The organism is Azospirillum halopraeferens DSM 3675, from assembly GCF_000429625.1.
GTDB lineage: Bacteria > Pseudomonadota > Alphaproteobacteria > Azospirillales > Azospirillaceae > Azospirillum > Azospirillum halopraeferens.
The window spans coordinates 106,598-123,320 of the sequence record NZ_KE386928.1 but is presented as its reverse complement, the minus strand read 5'-3'; the positions used below and the strand labels follow the sequence as shown (position 1 = coordinate 123,320).

Annotated in this window: 13 protein-coding genes; 7 read left to right on the top strand and 6 right to left on the bottom strand. The window is 72.4% G+C overall.

Annotated elements, in window-relative coordinates; genetic code table 11:
• Positions 1 to 30 precede the first annotated feature (30 nt).
• The gene (locus G472_RS0128015; RefSeq protein ID WP_029011039.1) at positions 31 to 2,247 is read right to left on the bottom strand and encodes a primosomal protein N'; all 2,217 of its coding nucleotides are present in this window, start codon (positions 2,245 to 2,247) and stop codon (positions 31 to 33) included.
• A 102-nt stretch (positions 2,248 to 2,349) separates the two neighbouring features.
• Between G472_RS0128015 and fsa the strand changes: the two genes are divergently transcribed.
• Genes fsa through G472_RS0128000 form a run of 3 tightly spaced genes read left to right on the top strand, consistent with a single transcriptional unit; the run spans position 2,350 to position 4,702 of the window.
• Positions 2,350 to 3,006, top strand: a complete 657-nt coding sequence (gene fsa / locus G472_RS0128010) for a fructose-6-phosphate aldolase (RefSeq protein ID WP_029011038.1) — start codon at positions 2,350 to 2,352, stop codon at positions 3,004 to 3,006.
• 23 nt (positions 3,007 to 3,029) lie between these two features.
• The gene (locus tag G472_RS39215) at positions 3,030 to 3,743 is read left to right on the top strand and encodes a DUF484 family protein (RefSeq protein ID WP_029011037.1); all 714 of its coding nucleotides are present in this window, start codon (positions 3,030 to 3,032) and stop codon (positions 3,741 to 3,743) included.
• Positions 3,740 to 4,702 carry a tyrosine recombinase XerC gene (locus G472_RS0128000; RefSeq protein WP_029011036.1) on the top strand — a complete coding sequence of 321 codons (963 nt, stop codon included), beginning with the start codon at positions 3,740 to 3,742 and terminating at the stop codon, positions 4,700 to 4,702. The genes G472_RS39215 and G472_RS0128000 overlap by 4 nt, the downstream gene beginning before the upstream one ends.
• 96 nt (positions 4,703 to 4,798) lie before the next feature.
• Here G472_RS0128000 and lpdA read toward each other — a convergent pair whose 3' ends face one another.
• The gene (gene lpdA, locus G472_RS0127995; protein WP_029011035.1) at positions 4,799 to 6,205 is read right to left on the bottom strand and encodes a dihydrolipoyl dehydrogenase; all 1,407 of its coding nucleotides are present in this window, start codon (positions 6,203 to 6,205) and stop codon (positions 4,799 to 4,801) included.
• Positions 6,206 to 6,417: 212 nt separating this feature from the next.
• On the opposite strand from lpdA, the gene G472_RS36120 reads away from it, so the two are divergent.
• Both G472_RS36120 and G472_RS0127985 read left to right on the top strand, forming a co-directional pair.
• Positions 6,418 to 7,068 carry a WHG domain-containing protein gene (locus G472_RS36120; protein WP_035694002.1) on the top strand — a complete coding sequence of 217 codons (651 nt, stop codon included), beginning with the start codon at positions 6,418 to 6,420 and terminating at the stop codon, positions 7,066 to 7,068.
• Positions 7,041 to 7,904 (top strand): DUF6920 family protein, encoded by an 864-nt coding sequence (locus G472_RS0127985; RefSeq protein WP_051341469.1) that lies wholly within the window; start codon positions 7,041 to 7,043, stop codon positions 7,902 to 7,904. The genes G472_RS36120 and G472_RS0127985 overlap by 28 nt, the downstream gene beginning before the upstream one ends.
• Before the next feature lie 73 nt (positions 7,905 to 7,977).
• Here G472_RS0127985 and G472_RS0127980 read toward each other — a convergent pair whose 3' ends face one another.
• Positions 7,978 to 9,300 carry an HlyD family type I secretion periplasmic adaptor subunit gene (locus G472_RS0127980; RefSeq protein WP_051341466.1) on the bottom strand — a complete coding sequence of 441 codons (1,323 nt, stop codon included), beginning with the start codon at positions 9,298 to 9,300 and terminating at the stop codon, positions 7,978 to 7,980.
• 25 nt (positions 9,301 to 9,325) lie between these two features.
• On the bottom strand, positions 9,326 to 11,110 hold the full coding sequence (locus G472_RS36115; RefSeq protein WP_245593611.1) for a type I secretion system permease/ATPase: 1,785 nt from the start codon (positions 11,108 to 11,110) through the stop codon (positions 9,326 to 9,328).
• A 211-nt stretch (positions 11,111 to 11,321) separates the two neighbouring features.
• Between G472_RS36115 and hutH the strand changes: the two genes are divergently transcribed.
• Positions 11,322 to 12,860: a histidine ammonia-lyase gene (hutH, locus tag G472_RS0127970; RefSeq protein WP_029011032.1), complete on the top strand. Its 1,539-nt coding sequence runs from the start codon at positions 11,322 to 11,324 to the stop codon at positions 12,858 to 12,860.
• Between the two features lie 111 nt (positions 12,861 to 12,971).
• Positions 12,972 to 13,982 (top strand): extracellular catalytic domain type 2 short-chain-length polyhydroxyalkanoate depolymerase, encoded by a 1,011-nt coding sequence (locus G472_RS0127965; RefSeq protein ID WP_035694000.1) that lies wholly within the window; start codon positions 12,972 to 12,974, stop codon positions 13,980 to 13,982.
• A 3-nt stretch (positions 13,983 to 13,985) separates the two neighbouring features.
• Here the strand turns inward: G472_RS0127965 and G472_RS0127960 are convergent, their stop codons facing one another.
• Positions 13,986 to 14,555 carry a hypothetical protein gene (locus tag G472_RS0127960; protein ID WP_029011030.1) on the bottom strand — a complete coding sequence of 190 codons (570 nt, stop codon included), beginning with the start codon at positions 14,553 to 14,555 and terminating at the stop codon, positions 13,986 to 13,988.
• Between the two features lie 541 nt (positions 14,556 to 15,096).
• Positions 15,097 to 16,686, bottom strand: coding sequence for an ATP-binding response regulator (locus G472_RS36110; RefSeq protein WP_156927284.1), 1,590 nt, complete (start codon positions 16,684 to 16,686; stop codon positions 15,097 to 15,099).
• Positions 16,687 to 16,723: the final 37 nt, after the last annotated feature.

Sequence of the window (16,723 nt, the reverse complement as noted above, 5' to 3'; positions counted from 1 at the left end):
TCCCGAGTCGGCGCGCCGGCACCCGAGTCCTTACAGGAAACTATAAGGATCCACGTCCACCTGCACCCGCACGGCGTTGGGGATCTCCACCCGCTCCAGCCAGCCGGCGATGAGGGGCTGCACGGCGGTGCCGCGCGGCGCCTTCAGCAGCAGGCGGCGACGGTGGCGCCCCCGCAGCAGGGCGAGCGGCGCCGGCGCCGGCCCCAGCACCGCCACCGTGTCGCTGCGCGGCGCCGCCCGGCCCAGCGCCATGGCGGTGCGGTCGACCAGGCTCTCGTCCTCTCCCGACACGATCAGCGCCGCCAGCCGGCCGAAGGGCGGCATCGCCGCCTCCAGCCGCATCTCCGCCTCCAGGGCGTAGAAGCCGTCGCGGTCGCCGGCGGCCAGCGCCTGCATCACCGGGTGTTCGGGCATGTAGGTTTGCAGGTAGACCATGCCCGGCCGCTCCCCCCGTCCCGCCCGCCCGGCCACCTGGTGGAGGAGCTGGTAGGTTCGCTCCGCCGCCCGCAGATCGCCGCCGGCCAGACCCAGGTCGGCGTCCACCACGCCGACCAGCGTCAGCATGGGGAAATGGTGGCCCTTGGCCATGACCTGCGTGCCGATGACGATGTCCAGCTCGTGCGCCGCGATCCTGCCGATCATCTCCTGCACCGCGCGCGGACCGAACAGGGTGTCGGAGGCCATGATGGCGGCGCGCGCGTCGGGGAACAGGTGGGCCACCTCCTCGGCGATGCGCTCCACGCCGGGGCCGCAGGCGGCCAGCGAACCGCTGTCGCCGCACTCCGGGCAGGTGTCGGGCAAGGGCTGCGACAGGCCGCAGTGGTGGCATTGCAGCTTGCGCGCCAGCCGGTGCTCGACCAGCCAGGCGGTGCAGTTGGGGCAGCGCAGCCGGTGGCCGCAGGTGCGGCACAGGGTCAGCGGGGCGTAGCCGCGTCGGTTGAGGAACAGCATCGCCTGTTCCCCCTCCGCCAGGGTGTCGGTCAACGCCCGGCGCAGCTCGGGGGCCAGCCACTGGCGCGGCGGCGGGCGGTCGACGCGCAGATCGATCAGCTTCACGTCCGGCAGCACCGCCCCGCCGTGGCGGGCCGGCAGGACGATGCGCGCGTAGCGCCCGCTGTCGGCGTTGACCTTGGTCTCCAGGGCCGGGGTGGCGGAGGCCAGCACGACGGGCACGCCGCCCAGGTGGGCGCGCGCCACCGCCATGTCGCGGGCGTGGTAGATGGCGCCGTCCTCCTGCTTGTAGGCGGAGTCGTGCTCCTCGTCGACGACGATCAGGCCCAGGTCGCGGAAGGGCAGGAACAGGGCGGAACGGGCACCGACCACCACCGGCACTTCGCCCAGCGCCACTGCCCGCCAGGTGTCGCGCCGTGCCGTGCCGGTGAGGTCGGAGTGCCATTCGGCGGGCGGCGCGCCGAACCGCCTTGCGAAGCGGTCCAGCCACTGCGCCGACAGCGCGATTTCCGGCAGCAGCACCAGCACCTGCCGCCCCGCCTTCAGGCAGGCGGCGATGCCCTCGTAGTAGACCTCGGTCTTGCCCGACCCGGTGACCCCGTCCAGCAGCACGGCGGCGTAGCGGTGCGCCTCCACCGCGGCGCGCAGGGTGTCGGCCGCAGCGCCCTGATCGGCCGACAGGGCCGGTCCGGGGCGGTGGCAGTCGGGCCGCGCCGGGGCACGCGCGGGGGTCTGCAACTCCGGCTCCAGCAGCCCGGCCTCGGCCAGGCCGCGGACCACCGAAACACCGCAGGCCGCCTCCTGCGCCAGGTCACCCGCCGTGCGCGGCGGGCCGTCGGCCAGCAGGTCGAGAATACGCCGGCGCGCCGGCGTCATCCTGACGTCGGCCGGCGGCTCGGCTGCGGCGCGCCGGTAGACCAGCAGCGGCCGCGGCGGCTCCAGCGCCGCCGGGACGCTGAGGGCCATCTTCAGGACCATGCCCGGCAGCGTCATGGTGTAGGCGGCCACCCACTCCACGAAGCGGCGCTCCACCTCCGGCATGGGCGGCAGGTCGAAGCGGCGGACCACCGGCTTCAGCCGGGCGGCATCCACCGCCCCCGTCCCGTCCCCCCACACCACGCCGATGATGCGCCGCGGCCCCAGCGGCACCTCCACATAGTCGCCGGGCACCGGGTCCATGCCGGGCGGCACGCGGTAATCGTAGGGTTCGCGCAACGGCAGGGGCAGCAGCACGGACACCCGGCGCACCGCGCCGGCGGGCTCCGCCGGGGTGGAACTGGCAAGGCGCGCGTTCATACGGTAGACTGCCCCCGGCCGACGATCCCCGCGCCGCCTGCGCCACGGTGCGGGGACGGCCGACCGGGACACATCGCACAGCTTGGAATTGGACCCGCCATCATGAAGTTCTTCGTCGACACCGCCGACATCGCGGAGATTCGCGACCTCGCCGACACCGGCTTGTTGGACGGTGTTACCACCAACCCCTCCCTGGTGGCCAAGAGCGGCCGCAAGTTCCTCGATCTCGTGGCGGAGATCTGCGAGGTCGTCAACGGTCCGGTGAGCGCCGAGGTGGCCGCCACCGATTTCGAGACCATGCTGGCGGAAGGCCGCCACATCTCGAAGATCTCCCAGCGCATCGCCGTGAAGGTGCCCCTGACGCCGGCCGGCCTCAAGGTGTGCAAGATCCTGTCGAGCGAAGGCCACATGGTCAACGTCACCCTGTGCTTCTCGCCGGCGCAGGCCATCCTGGCCGCCAAGGCCGGCGCCACCTTCGTGTCGCCCTTCGTCGGCCGGCTCGACGACGTGGGCCAGGACGGCATGGGCATCATCGCCGACATCTGCGAGATCTACCGCAACTATTCCCATTTCCGCACCGAGGTGCTGGTCGCCTCGATCCGCAACCCCATGCACATCGTCAAGGCCGCGCGCCTGGGCGCCCATGTGGTGACGGCGCCGCCGGCGGTGCTGAAGCAGCTCTTCAACCACCCGCTGACCGAGAAGGGTCTCGCCCAGTTCGTCGAGGACTGGAAGAAGACCGGGCAGACCATCCTCTGACGCACTGAAGGACCCGCGCGACCATGGCCCCGGAACCCGGATCCAACCGCACGACGCCGGACACCCTCACCCCCGAGGCGGTCTGCGCGTACCTGCGCGCGAACCCGGACTTCCTGGTCCGGAACGCCGAGCTGGTGCACCACCTCACCCCGCCGTCGGCCGACCGCGGGCGGGGGGTGGTGGACCTGCAGGCCTTCATGGTGGAACGGCTGCGCGGCGAGGTGCGCCACCTGAAGGACCAGCAGCGCGAGCTGGTGGTGACCACCCGCGCCAACCTGAACAGCCAGAACCGCATCCACGCGGCGGTGCTGTTCCTGCTGGACGCCCGCAGCCTGGAACACCTGATCCAGACCATCACCACCGACCTGGCGATCCTGCTGGACCTGGACGTGGCCGGTCTGGTCATCGAATCGAACGGCCACGACCATCCCCACGTCCACCGCTCCGGCGTGCGGGTGGTGGAGCCGGGCGCGGTCAACCAATGGCTGGGAACCCGGGACGTGGTGCTGCTGTCCGACGTCCGCGGGGCGGAGGAGATCTTCGGCCCCGGCGCCGGGCTGGTGCGCTCCCAGGCGCTGATCCGCCTGAAGGTCTCCAGCGAGACGCCGGACGGCATCCTCGCCTTCGGCTCACGCGATCCCGCCATGTTCCACGACGGCCAGGCGACGGAGCTGGTGAACTTCCTCGCCCGGGTGGTGGAACGGGTGATCCGCTCCTGGCTCGACCTGCCGGCGTGAGCCCCTCGGACGCCACGCCCGTCCTCGGATTCTCCGCGCGCCCCGACGTGCAGGAGGCGCTGGCGCACTGGCGGCGCTGGCTGGAGAGCGAGAAGGGCGTGTCGCCCCACACTCTGGCCGCCTACGTCGGCGACGTCGCCGTGTTCCTGGCCTTCCTCACCGAATACCGCGGTGCCCCGCCGTCGCTGAACGACCTGGGCGACCTCCGGGCCATGGATTTCCGGGCCTGGCTCGCCCGGCGGGCCGGCGACGGCCTGTGCGCCGCCAGCCGGGCGCGGGCCCTGGCGGCGGTGCGCAACCTGTTCCGCTGGCTGGACCGGTCCGGCCGGCTGCACAACCCGGCCATCGCCTCCCTGGCCACCCCGCGCGCCAAGCGCCCGATGCCGCGTCCCCTCAGCGAGGCGGACGCCGCCACGCTGCTGGACGCGGCGGGGGAGGAGGCGGACGCGCCATGGGTGGGCGCGCGCGACCGGGCGCTGTTCACCGTGCTGTACGGCTGCGGCCTGCGCATCGCCGAAGCGCTGGGGCTGACCCGGCGCGACGCGCCGCTGGGCGACACGCTGCGGGTGCTGGGCAAGGGCCGCAAGGAGCGGATCGTGCCGGTGCTGCCGGCGGTGAACGAGGCCGTACGCGCCTATCTCGACCTGTGCCCGCACCGCCACGGACCGGACGGGCCGCTGTTCACGGGCGTGCGCGGCGGCCCGCTCAACCCCGCCATCGCCCAGCGCCGGATGCAGCACCTGCGCCGGCTGCTCGGCCTGCCGGACACCGCGACGCCGCACGCGCTACGCCACAGCTTCGCCACCCACCTGCTGGCCGGCGGCGGTGACCTGCGCGCCATCCAGGACCTGCTGGGCCACGCGTCGCTGTCCACCACCCAGCGCTACACCGACGTGGAGAACGAACAGCTCTTCACCGTCTACGCCGGCACCCACCCGCGCGCCCGGCGGCGGGAGTAGCGCCGCACCGGGACCGTGAGGGCCCCGCCGGAGGGCGTCCGGACAACGATGGAATGGCCGGTCCCCGCCGCCGCCGACGGGGACCGGCCGTGCGGTTCACATGTGCAGCGGGCGCCCGTCGACGGCCAGGGCCGCCTCCTTGGTGGCCTCGCTGAGGGTCGGGTGGGCGTGGCAGGTGCGGGCGATGTCCTCGGCGGACGCCCCGAACTCCATGGCCAGCGCCAGTTCGGCCACCATCTCCGACACGTTCGGGCCGATCATGTGGACGCCCAGGACCTTGTCGGTGCGGGCGTCGGCCAGGATCTTGATGAAGCCGTCGGTGGCGTTCATGGCGCGGGCGCGGCCGTTGGCGGTGAAGGGGAACTTGCCGGCCTTGTACGCCACGCCGGCGGCCTTCAGCTCCTCCTCGGACTTGCCGACCGCGGCGACCTCGGGCCAGGTGTAGACGACGCCGGGGATGACGTCGTAGTTCACGTGGCCGTGCTGGCCGGCCAGCATCTCCGCCAGGGCCACGCCCTCCTCCTCGGCCTTGTGGGCCAGCATCGGGCCGACCACCACGTCGCCGATGGCGTAGATGCCCGGCACCGTGGTGCGGAAGTGGTCGTCGATGCGGACGCGGCCGCGCTCGTCGGTCTCCACCCCGGCCTCGGCCAGGCCCAGCCCCTCGGTATAGGCACGGCGGCCGATGGCCACCAGCACCACGTCGGCCTCGATGGTCTCGGCCGCACCGCCCGCCGCCGGCTCGACCGTCAGGGCGACACCCGACTCGCCGGAGGCCGCGCCCGTCACCTTGGCGCCCAGCTTGAAGGTCATGCCCTGCTTGGCCAGGATGCGCTGCGTCTGCTTGGACACCTCGCCGTCCATGGTGGGCAGGATGCGGTCGAGGAACTCCACCACGGTGACCTGCGCGCCCAGGCGGGCCCACACCGACCCCAGCTCCAGCCCGATGACGCCGCCGCCGATGACCACCAGGCGCTTGGGAACCTCCGGCAGGGCGAGCGCACCGGTGGAGGAGACGATCGCGGTCTCGTCGATGGTGAGGCCCGGCAGCGGCGTGACCTCGGAGCCGGTGGCGATGACGATGGCTTTGGAGGCCGTCAGGGTGGCCGGCGCCTCGCCGTCCACCGCCACGGTGTTGGACCCGGTGATGCGGCCGGCGCCCTTGATCCAGGCGATCTTGTGCTTCTTGAACAGGAACTCGATGCCGCCGGTGTTGGCCTTAACGACGTCGTCCTTGTGCTTCATCATGCCGGGCAGGTCGAGTTCGACCCCCGACACCTTGACGCCGAAGCGGGCGAGGCCGTGCCTGGCCTCCTCGAACTTCTCCGAGGCCGAGAGCAGGGCCTTCGACGGGATGCAGCCGACGTTCAGGCAGGTGCCGCCCAGCGCGCTGCGCTTTTCCACGCACGCCACCTTGAACCCGAGCTGCGCGGCGCGGATCGCGCACACATAACCGCCGGGACCGCCGCCGATGACGACGACGTCGTAAGTGCTCTCAGCCATGGGGCTTTTCCTTCCGCCGTTCTTGTGCAGGTGTTTCCGGAAGCCCCCCGTGCGCGGGGGAGGAATGCGCCGCGATTTATGCCCCCCTCCGCTGCAACGCGCAACGGGCGAATCGCCGAACGGGAGTGCCGCGGCCCGGCTTCGCTGCCCTTGACCGGATAACTGAATCCGAATAAATTAATCTCATTCAATTATTCTGCCGCAGAGAGATCATGGCCCGCCCGCGCAAGGACCAGGCGCTCGACATCCCCCGCCGTGCGGTGGAGGAAACCGTTCGTCTGCTGGCAAGCCGCGGCGTGGCGGAGATCACGCTGGCCGAGGTGGCGGCGGCCGTGGGCTGCCGTGCGCCCGCCCTCTACGGCCATTTCCGCAACCGGAACGCCCTGCTGCGGGCCGTGCACGACGCCGGGTTCGAACGGCTGTACGCCGAAAAGCTGGCGGTGGCGGCGCGCACCGACGGCGACGCGTTCGCCCGCCTGCGCGAGGGCGGCATCGCCTATGTGCGCTTCGCCCTGGAGAATCCGGCGCTGTACCGGCTGATGTTCGATCCCCCGGCGGACGCCGGGCTGGAGGACAACCCGTTCGCCGGCGACCCCGGGCGCCGGACGCTGGACGCGCTGCGCGGTGCCGTCGCCGCCTGCCAGGCGGCCGGCTACCTGCCCGGCCGCGACCCGGCGCTGGTCGCCTTCACCCTGTGGTCGGCGGTCCACGGCGCCGCCTCCCTGATGCTCACCGGCCGCACGCCGGCCGACGGCCACGACCACCCCGCCCTCGCGGCGGCGACGGTCGACACCATCATGACCCTGATCGCCGCCACCCGCACCGAGGAGTCCCCATGCGCCCGCCCCGCCGACGCACCCTGATTCTCGCCCTCGCCCTGCCGGCCGCCCTGGCCGCCGGCGCCGCCGCTGCGGTCGGCATCGCCGCCGCGCGGACGGAGGCCACCATCACCGCCCACGCCGACGCGGTGCGCGCGGCGGCGATGCCCGCTCCCTCCCCCGTGCCGGACGCGGCGGCCATCGCCGCCCTGCCCGACCCGGTGCGGGCCTACCTGCGCTTCGCCTTCCCGGAACCACCCCGCCCCTTGCGCACGGTCACCCTGGCCATGGAGGGGGAGTTCCGCCGGCCGCGCACCGAGGGCTTCGCGCCGACGACGGCGGAGCAGACCATCGCCGTCGGCACGCCGGCGCTGCTGTTCGCGGCGACGACGCCGGTGGGACCCGGCCTGTGGGCGCGCGCCTACGACGTCTTCGCCGACGGGGACATGGAGATGAAGGCGAAGATCCTCTCCGCCGTGACGGTGATGGAGGAGCGCGCCAACAACGAGCTGAACCGCATCTCGCTGCGCCGCTGGCTGCTGGAAAGCCCGCTCTATCCCGCGGCCCTGCTGCCCGGCGGTCCGGTGCGCTGGGAAGCGGTGGACGACCGCCGCGCCCGCGCCGTCGTGTCCGCCGGCGGCCGGGAGGCGTCCCTGATCGCCACCTTCCGCCCCGACGGCAGCCTGGAGCGTTTCGATGCCGAGGCCGACGGCGACCTCGGCACCCCCTACCACGGCTCCGGCGAGCACGTGACGCGCACCGACTACCGCCTCGTGGACGGGATGATGATCCCCATGGGCTTCATGATCGCCCGCGCGGCGGGAGGAACGCTCTATCCGTTCTGGCGCGGCCGGGTGACGGAGATCGCGTTCGCGCCGTGAGCGCGGCGGCCGTCGGCGCCGGTGGCGAGACGCGGCCCTTGCCCTCCCGCTCCGGGCCCCGGCCACCTCCCCATCACTCCTGGATGAACGCCTTGTTGTAGGAGTTGGCCAGCGGCGTGATCAGGTAGTCGAGCGGTGTGCGGGCGGAGAGGATGATGCGGGCCTCGACGGGCATGCCGGGCTTGATGGTGAGGTTCTTCACCTGATGGGGGTCGGCGCCGTCCAGGCGGATGCGCACCAGGTAATAGTCCTGGCGCGACGCCGCGTCGGTCATGCGGTCGGCCGACACGTACTCCACCCGCCCGTCGAGCGAGCCGATGACCCGGCTGTCGTAGGAGGTCAGCGTCACCTCCACGGGCATGTCGGGGAACACCGACTTGATGTCGCGGGGCTGCACCCGCACTTCGGCCAGCAGGTCACGGCTGTCGGGCACGATGTCGAGGATCGGCTCGTTGGCCGCGACCATGCCGCCCGCGACGGGGTTGGCGTGCATCACCACGGTGCCGGCGTCGGGCGCCTTGATGTCGCGGTTGGCCAGGCGGTTGCGGGCGTCGCGGATCTGCTCGGCGAAGCGCGCCGCGTCGGCGCGGGCCTTCTCCAGCTCCACCAGCACCTTCTCGCGGAAGTCGTTGCGGCGCTTGGCCACGTCGGCCCGTGCCTCGACCGACTGCTGCCGGATGCGGGCGATGTCCGCCTCCAGTTCATGGTCGCGGCCCCTCAGGCGCGCCTCCTCCTTCTGCTGCTCCACCAGCTTGGTGCGGGTGGCGTTGCCCCGCTTCAGCAGATCCGCGGTGATGCGCAGATCGTCGGTGATCAGCTCGATCTCGCGGGTCAGGAAGGCGCGCTGTTCCCCCAGGCTGACGGCTTCGCGGTCCAGCGTGGCGACACGCTCCTCGATCAGCCGTTCCTCGGTTTCCATCTGGGTGCGGCGTACCTCGAACAGGGTCTGCTGGTTCTCGATGACCTTGGCGGCGGCCGTGTCGCGGTCGCGCCGCTCCAGCAGCTCCGGCGGCCACTCGATGGCGTCGTGGTCCAGCAGTTCCGCGGTCAGGCGCGCCTTGAGCGCCAGGGCGTCGAGCCAGGAGCCGGTCAGCATCTCCAGCCGCGTCGCCGCCTCGGTGCTGTCCAGGCGCAGCAGGACGGCCCCGGCCTCGACCCTGGCACCCTCGCGCACCAGGACCTCGGCGATCTCCCCGCCGTCGGGGTGGCGGACCACCTTGCGGCCGGTCTCGGGGGCCAGCGCCCCGGCGGCCGACACTGCGCTGTGCAGCGGGGCCAGGGACGCCCAGGCGGTCATGCCGCCGAAGCCGATCGCCAGCACCGCGCAGCCGCCCAGCAGCAGGCCGCGCACGCCGGTTTCGGGGATCAGGGCGCACATCTTGCTCAGCGTGCTCATGGGAATGCTCCTCGTTCGCGTGGGATCAGCCGGCGGCCGGCGCGGCGCGGCGGGGGCCCGCCACGGGGTGCAGGTGCCCGACGGCGGCCGGGTTGCCCGCCGCCTCGGCCCGGCGCGGCGACACGTCCATGGCCATGCCGTTCTTCAGGACGAAGACCTTGTCGGCCTGCTCGAAGAAGGTCGGCTGGTGGCTCAGCACGATGGTGGTGATGCCGCGCTCGCGGGCATCGGCGAGGAATTGGCGGACGGCCGCCACGCCCTCTTCGTCCAGGCCGGCCGTCGGCTCGTCCAGCACGATCATGGCGGGATCGCCGAAGCCGGCGCGGGCCAGACCGAGAAGCTGCACGGCGGCCCCGCTGAGCGGCGAGTGGACGTCGTGGACCTCGGTCTCGTAGCCCTGGGCCAGGCTTTCGACCCAGTCGTGGATGCCGGCGCGCCGGGCCGCCTCGGCGACCTCCTCGGGCTCGGCCTCCAGGAAGCGGGCGATGTTCTCGGCAATGGTGCCGGGCAGCAGGTCCACCTGCTGGGGCATGAAGCCGATCGCGGTGCGCGGGTCCTTGGGGTTGAGGGAGGCCACGGCCAGCCCGCCCAGGCGCAGCGTGCCGGCGGACGGCACCTGCGCACCGGCCAACAGGCGCGCCAGCACCGACTTGCCGGAGCGGTTGGCGCCGACGATGCACACCGTCTCGCCCGGCTCCACCGCGAAGGACACGGCGCGCAGGATCGGCTTCTGGTCGCGCGGCGAGACGAACAGCACGTTCTCCACCGTCAGGCGCTCCGGCCCGACATTGACGGCGACGCGCTCCGGCTCCCGCGACAGGCGCTTGAGCACCGGCGCCAGGCGGTTCCAGGATTCCAGCGACTTCACCATCGACGTCCACGACCCGGCCACCTGCTCCACCGCCGCCATGCCGCGGGCGACCAGCATCGAGGTGGCGATCATGCCGCCGAAGCTGAGATGGTTGTCGATCACCAGCCAGGCGCCGACGCCGGTGACGACGACCTGCAGGAGGTAGCGCACCCATTTGGTGGCGGCCAGGACGATGGCGGCGCGCTCACCGGCACGACCGTGCAGGGCCGCGGTGGTCAGGCTGTCGCGGCTCACCGCGTCGAGCACGGCCGGCGCCATGCGCATGGCGCGGGCGGTGCCGGCGCGGGACTGCAGAGCGTCGAACAGACGCTGCGCGCGGGCGGCGGGCAGGCGGGCATCCTCGGCCGGTTCCTTGCCGGCGAGATGGCCGATCCAGCCCAACGCCACCAGGATCAGCATGGCACCCAGCATCAGACCACCCAGCAGCGGGTGGATCAGCCAGATGCCGATCACGTACAGCGGCGTCCACGGCAGGTCCATCACCGCACCGAAGGTCGGCCGCGTCAGGGCGCCGCGCACCTCGGTCAGGTCGCCCAGCGGTTGCGTATCCGGCCGGCCGCGGGCGGCGGATTCCAGCGCCTCCGCCCCCAGCCGGCGGCGCCAGGCCACCTCCAGAGCGTTGGCGGTGCGCGTCAGCACCCGGGACCGCACGACCTCCAGCAGGCCGATCATGCACAGGATCATCACGGTGATGATGGTCAGCATCACCAGCGTGTCGACGTTGCCGGACGGGATCGCCCGCGTGAAGACCTGCAGCGAATAGAGCGGTACGCCGAGCATCAGGATGTTGATGGCCGCGCTGAACACGAACGTTGCGACCAGGATCCGGACGAAATAGCGGCTGCCGAAGCTCGACCGCGCGTCTTCACCGGGGGAAGCGGTGGCGGGTGCGGGGGCGGCATCTCCGGGGGTGGCCGACGGCCGGGTCTTGGATGGCATGAAGTATCCTCCACTGTGCGCCGCGTCGCCACTCAGGCCGGTGGACGCGCGGACCCCGATTGGGCGCCGTCGTGGTAAATGAGATATTAAAATTGCCGAACATCACATCATTGCCACCGAAACTTGCCCATTTGCGTCCCCGCCCGGGGATGCTCATGTTCAAGGTCGATGGCGTGAGCCCGGCCGCACGCCCCCACCCCGAGAGGCGCCCATGACCGACCCCTTCCTTCTCACCCCCGGCACCCTCTCGCCGGCGGATCTGCGGCGCCTGGCCCGCCCCGGCGGAACGCTGCGCCTCGACCCCGCGGCGGGCGCCGGCATCGACGCGGCGGCGCGCACGGTTGCCGCCGCGGCGGCGGGGGAACGGGCGGTGTACGGCGTCAACACCGGCTTCGGGCTGCTGGCGCGCCGGCGCATCCCGCCCGACCGGGTGCGCGAGTTGCAGCGCCGGCTGGTGCTGTCCCACAGCGCCGGCACCGGTCCCGACCTGCCGGGCGCGGCGGTGCGGCTCATCCTGGCGCTGAAGGTCAACGCGCTGGCCCGCGGCCATTCCGGCGTGCGCGGCGCTGTCATCGACGCGCTGATCGCGCTGTACGACCGCGGCGTGCTGCCGGTGGTGCCGGCCAAGGGCTCGGTCGGCGCCTCCGGCGATCTGGCGCCGCTGGCCCACCTGTCGGGGGTGCTGATCGGGGTGGGCGAGGCCGACGTGGACGGCGAGCGGCTGCCGGCCACCGCCGCCCTGGCCCGCGCCGGGCTGGAGCCGCTGGAGCTGGAAGCCAAGGAGGGGCTGGCGCTCCTCAACGGCACGCAGGTGTCGACGGCCCTGGCTCTGCTGGGCCTGTTCGCCCTGGAGGACGCCTTCGCGGCCGCCGTGGTGGCGGGGGCGCTCAGCGTCGACGCCGCCCTGGGCAGCGACGGGCCGTTCGATGCGCGCATCCATGCGGCGCGCGGCCAGCCCGGCCAGGCCGACGTGGCGGCGGTCTACCGCCGGCTGCTGGCCGGCAGCGGCATCCGCAACAGCCACCGCGGCGACCACGGCACGGTGCAGGACCCCTATTCGCTGCGCTGCCAGCCCCAGGTGATGGGGGCGGTGCTGGACCATCTGCGCTTCGCCGCCGGCGTGCTGGAGCGCGAGGCCAACGCGGTCTCCGACAACCCTCTGGTCTTTCCCGCCGACGGGGAGATCCTGTCGGGCGGCAACTTCCACGCCGAACCCGTGGCCATGGCCGCCGACGTTCTGGCCCTGGCCATCGCCGAGACCGGCGCCCTGTCGGAACGGCGCACCGCGCTGCTGATGGATCCCGCCCTGTCCGGCCTGCCCGCCTTCCTGATCCGCGAGCCGGGGCTGAACAGCGGCTTCATGATCGCCCAGGTCACCGCGGCGGCGCTGGCCAGCGAGAACAAGCAGCTCGCCCACCCCGCCTGCGTCGACAGCCTGCCCACCTCCGCCAACCAGGAGGACCACGTCTCCATGGCCACCCACGCGGCGCGCCGCCTGCTGGAGATGGCCGACAACCTCGCCGGCATCGTGGCGGTGGAGCTGCTGGCGGCGGCCCAGGGCATCGACCTCCGGGCGCCGCTGACCACCGCGCCGGCGCTGGCCGACGCCATGGCGCGGCTGCGCGCCCGCGTCCCGCCTTTCGACCGGGACCGCCGGATGGCGCCGGACATCGCCGCGGCGAAGGCGATGATCGTCGAAGGCGCCTTCCATGACGCGGTCGGCGACGGGCTGCTGCCCGGGCGGCCCTGAATACTGCCCCATGACGGCGACGCCGCCTGCGGATTCCGGTGGATTTCCCGGCCATTCTTTTGCATAGGATCGCCCCATCCACCCGGAAGCGAAGCGGCAGGTCGGCGAACCATGGGATTATTGCGCCTGGCGATCGTCCTGAGCCTGGCCCTGCTGCTCCCCGCCGCCGCGGCCACCGCGGCCGGGCCGGTGCCGGCCCTGCGGCTGGACCCCTCGCAGGTCTCGGTGTCGGGCCTGTCGGCGGGCGCCTTCATGGCCATGCAGATGCACGTCGCCCATTCCGAGAGCGTCATCGGCGCGGGGATCGTTGCGGGCGGGCCCTATTTCTGTGCCGGCGGCGAGGCGGCCCACCGGCCGGTCTGCCGGGGCGTGGCCGAGACACCGCCCAACGCGCGCCATCTCTACTGGAGTGCGCGCGGGCTGGCGGCGGAGGGCGAGATCGATCCGCTGGAGACCCTGCGCCGGACGCGGGTCTATCTGTTCAGCGGCACCGTGGACGACACGGTCACCCGGGCGGCGATGGACGCCGTGCGCGACTTCTACCGCCTCGCCCGGGTTCCGGAAGCGAACCTGGAGTACGTGAGCGACCTGCGCGCCGGCCATGGCTTCCTCACCCCCGACGCGTCCCTGCCCTGCACCGCCTCGGCGCCGCCGCACCTCAACCGCTGCCTGGTCGGCGATCGGCCCTATGACATGGCCGGGGCGATCCTGGAGCGGCTGCACGGCCCGCTGAAGCCGCCGTCGGCGGAGCTGTCCGGGCGGCTGCTGGCCTTCGACCAGCGCGCCTTCGCCGATGCCTTCACCGGCCTGGCGGACACCGGGCACCTGTACGTCCCGGCCGACTGCCCGATCCGCGCCGGCTGCCGGCTGCACATCGCCTTCCACGGCTGCCCGGTCGCCGCACCGGACGATCCCGCCGCCTGGCACCGGGCGGCGGGCTACAACCGCTGGGCGGATGCCAACCGCATCGTCGTGCTGTACCCGCGGGTCCAGGCGACCGCCATCCCCTACAACCCGGACGCCTGCTGGGACTGGTGGGGCTACACCGGGCCCGCCTACGCCACCCGGGCCGGTGCCCAGATCGCCGCGGTCATGCAGATGGTGGTGGCGCTGACCCGGTAGGGATCACGCCGCCTCGGTCAGGGCGAGCTGCGGCCGGGCGTCCAGCGACCGGATGCTGAAGGGGCTGCGCACGCCGCCGCTGAACAGTTCGGCGCACTCCAGGGCCTTCAGCACCCGCTCCTCGGCGGGCAGGCCGGCGGTGGAGGCCAGCGAGCCCAGCGCGTAGTCGGCACCGCAGCCTATGGCGTGATAGCCGCGCACCGCCTCCCCCACCTGGTAATCGCTCTGCACCGAGAACAGGCGTCCCCGATAGGCCGCCAGGAAGGTGCCGCCGCTCTCCACGTCGTTGGAGCGCTGGGCATAGCCGCCGTCCTTCAGGCAGGCGCGCACGGCGTCGACGAAATCGACGACCATATAGCGGAAGACGTCGTCTTCGGGGTCGTGCGGCGGCGGCGCCAGCTTGTAGGCGAGGAGTTGGCCCATGCGGAACGAGTTGGTGAAGCCGATCAGCATGTCGCCGTTGCGGAAGACCTTGGTGTCCGCCCGCACCGTGATGTCCAGCCCCGACACGCCGGCGCTGTCGCCGCCCATCCACACCCGATCGCCGTCCACCAACCCGACAATGCACGTCATACCCGGTCCCTCATCCCTGAACGCCGCACCGCTTCGCGGCCGTCGCGGGGAAGAGTGGGATTTTATGGTTAAAGAACATTTAAGCGAGACCGGCGATGCCCTCAGCCAAGCGAAGACGATCGACCGGTGCGCGCCTCTGTTTAAGGCAATGCCGCAGCACCGACATTCATACGCGGTCAGGAAAATCCTGACCGCTGCGTTCAAACGCCACGCAGGCTTCGGCCCTATCGGGCCGCGGCCGCCGTCGCGGCCGATACCGGGTTCGGACGTCAGGATTTACCGAACCCGGTATCAGACGCCGCCATTCCGGGCAGCCGAGACGACGACGTTGCAATCGATGACGATGGTCATGCGCCGCGGTGCGCGCGTTGCCGCTCGCGCTCCCGAGTCGTGAGCGGGCAACGTGATCCCACCGGCCGCACCGGCGTTCCCGGAGATCCGGATTCCCGCAACGATAACGTCATCATAACGAGGCGGACCTCGCCCGGATCCGTCCCCGAGGTCCGCAAGCGGACCGTATGGGCGGCACTCCGGGCGCCGCTCACGCCTCGTCCAGCGCCCCGATCAGGACCTGACGCAACTCGTCGGGCTGGAGGGGCTTGCGCAGCATCCAGCACCTGGGGTGGTTGCCGCCGGCCAGGGGGGATTCGAAGGTCTCGCCGGTCAGGACGATGGCGGGGACGTCGCGGCGGTAGAGGCGGCGGACACGCCGGATGACGTCGAAGCCGCTGGACTCGCCGGGCAGGCGCAGGTCGGTGAGGATGATGTCGGGCGGATTGTCCATCTGGTCCAGGCCGGCGATCACCTCCCCCAGATCGGCGGCGGCGACCACGGTGCAGCCCCAGGCTTCCAGCATCATGCGCAGGCCGAACAGCACCATCTCCTCGTCGTCGACCGCCAGCACGGTGCGGCCGCTGAGCGTGTCGCCGCTGCCGGCCCCGGGGACGGTGTCCGCCCGGGGAGCGGTGGCGATGCGGCTCAGCGGCACGCTGACGGCGAAGACCGAACCGCGGCCGACCTGCGAGCGCACGTCGAGCGGCAATTTCATCAGCCCGGCCAGCCGCTGCACGATGGCCAGCCCCAGGCCGAAGCCGCGGGTGCGGTCGCGCTCGGGATTCTCGAGCTGGTGGAACTCCTCGAAGATGGCGGCGCGCTGCTCCTCCGGGATGCCGAAGCCGGTGTCCCACACCTCGACGCGGATGGCGTCGCCGCGCCGGCGCATGGCGATCATCACCGTTCCGGTGCGGGTGTAGCGGACGGCGTTGCTGAGCAGGTTGCGCACGATCCGCTCCAGCAGCAGCGGGTCGGCGTGGACCCGCGCCGGATGCAGCCGGGCCTTGAGCGTCAGGCCCTTGTCCATGGCCTGGGGGCGCACCTCCTCGACCAGGTTGGACAAAAGCTCGTCCAGCGCCAGGTCCACCGGTTTGGGCGTGAGCTGGCCGGAATCCAGGATGGAGATGTCCAGCAGCGCGTGCAGCAGCCGTTCGCCGGCCTCCAGGGCGTTGCTCAGCTTCTGCACGGTGGCGTGCGCCGCGGCGCCGGGGTCGATCTGCTGGTCGAGCACGCCCAGGAACAGGCGCATGGCCTGGAAGGGCTGGCGCAGATCGTGGCTGGCCGCGGCGAGGAATCGCGCCTTGGCGGCGTTGGCCCGCTCGCTCTCCTCCCGGGCGGCTTGGCGCAGGCGCTCATACTCGTCGGCGCGCACGCACTCCGGCGCGCCGGACACCCGCCGGCAGTCGACCATCGCGAACACGCCGACCACCGCATCCCCGTCGAGCACCGGCGTCAGGCGCAGATCCACGGGGGCCCGCAGCGCGGCGCCGTCCACCCGCACGCTGCGCCCGCCATCCTCCGCCACGCCGGGGTGGGCGTACAGGTCGGCCAGAACCGCGTCCAGCGCGGCCCAGCCGCTCCCCAGCACGATGCGTCCCGGCGTGCCCGCCGGTGACGGTTCTCCGGAAAGGCAGTCGCGGAAGGGGGCGTTGGCATACACCCCGCGCTCGGCCCCCGTGAACAGCACGGCCGGCGCGACGCTGGCAAGGCAGATGCGGTGGGCGGTGCGCAGGGACTCGGGCCAGCCCGCGTCGTACGGTGCCCGCTCGCCCCGGTTATGCGTGGTGGTTAGGTCCACGAAAGCCTCTTCCCTCTCCATCCGACCATGCGGTTCC

Bases quoted from the DNA above. Each gene is read 5' to 3' on its own strand.
- G472_RS0128015 (WP_029011039.1), bottom strand. From the start codon at position 2,247: ATGAACGCGCGCCTTGCCAGTTCCACCCCGGCGGAGCCCGCCGGCGCG.
- fsa (WP_029011038.1), top strand. From the start codon at position 2,350: ATGAAGTTCTTCGTCGACACCGCCGACATCGCGGAGATTCGCGACCTC.
- G472_RS39215 (WP_029011037.1), top strand. From the start codon at position 3,030: ATGGCCCCGGAACCCGGATCCAACCGCACGACGCCGGACACCCTCACC.
- lpdA (WP_029011035.1), bottom strand. From the start codon at position 6,205: ATGGCTGAGAGCACTTACGACGTCGTCGTCATCGGCGGCGGTCCCGGC.
- G472_RS36120 (WP_035694002.1), top strand. From the start codon at position 6,418: ATGGCCCGCCCGCGCAAGGACCAGGCGCTCGACATCCCCCGCCGTGCG.
- G472_RS0127985 (WP_051341469.1), top strand. From the start codon at position 7,041: ATGCGCCCGCCCCGCCGACGCACCCTGATTCTCGCCCTCGCCCTGCCG.
- G472_RS0127980 (WP_051341466.1), bottom strand. From the start codon at position 9,300: ATGAGCACGCTGAGCAAGATGTGCGCCCTGATCCCCGAAACCGGCGTG.
- G472_RS36115 (WP_245593611.1), bottom strand. From the start codon at position 11,110: ATGCCATCCAAGACCCGGCCGTCGGCCACCCCCGGAGATGCCGCCCCC.
- hutH (WP_029011032.1), top strand. From the start codon at position 11,322: ATGACCGACCCCTTCCTTCTCACCCCCGGCACCCTCTCGCCGGCGGAT.
- G472_RS0127965 (WP_035694000.1), top strand. From the start codon at position 12,972: ATGGGATTATTGCGCCTGGCGATCGTCCTGAGCCTGGCCCTGCTGCTC.
- G472_RS0127960 (WP_029011030.1), bottom strand. From the start codon at position 14,555: ATGACGTGCATTGTCGGGTTGGTGGACGGCGATCGGGTGTGGATGGGC.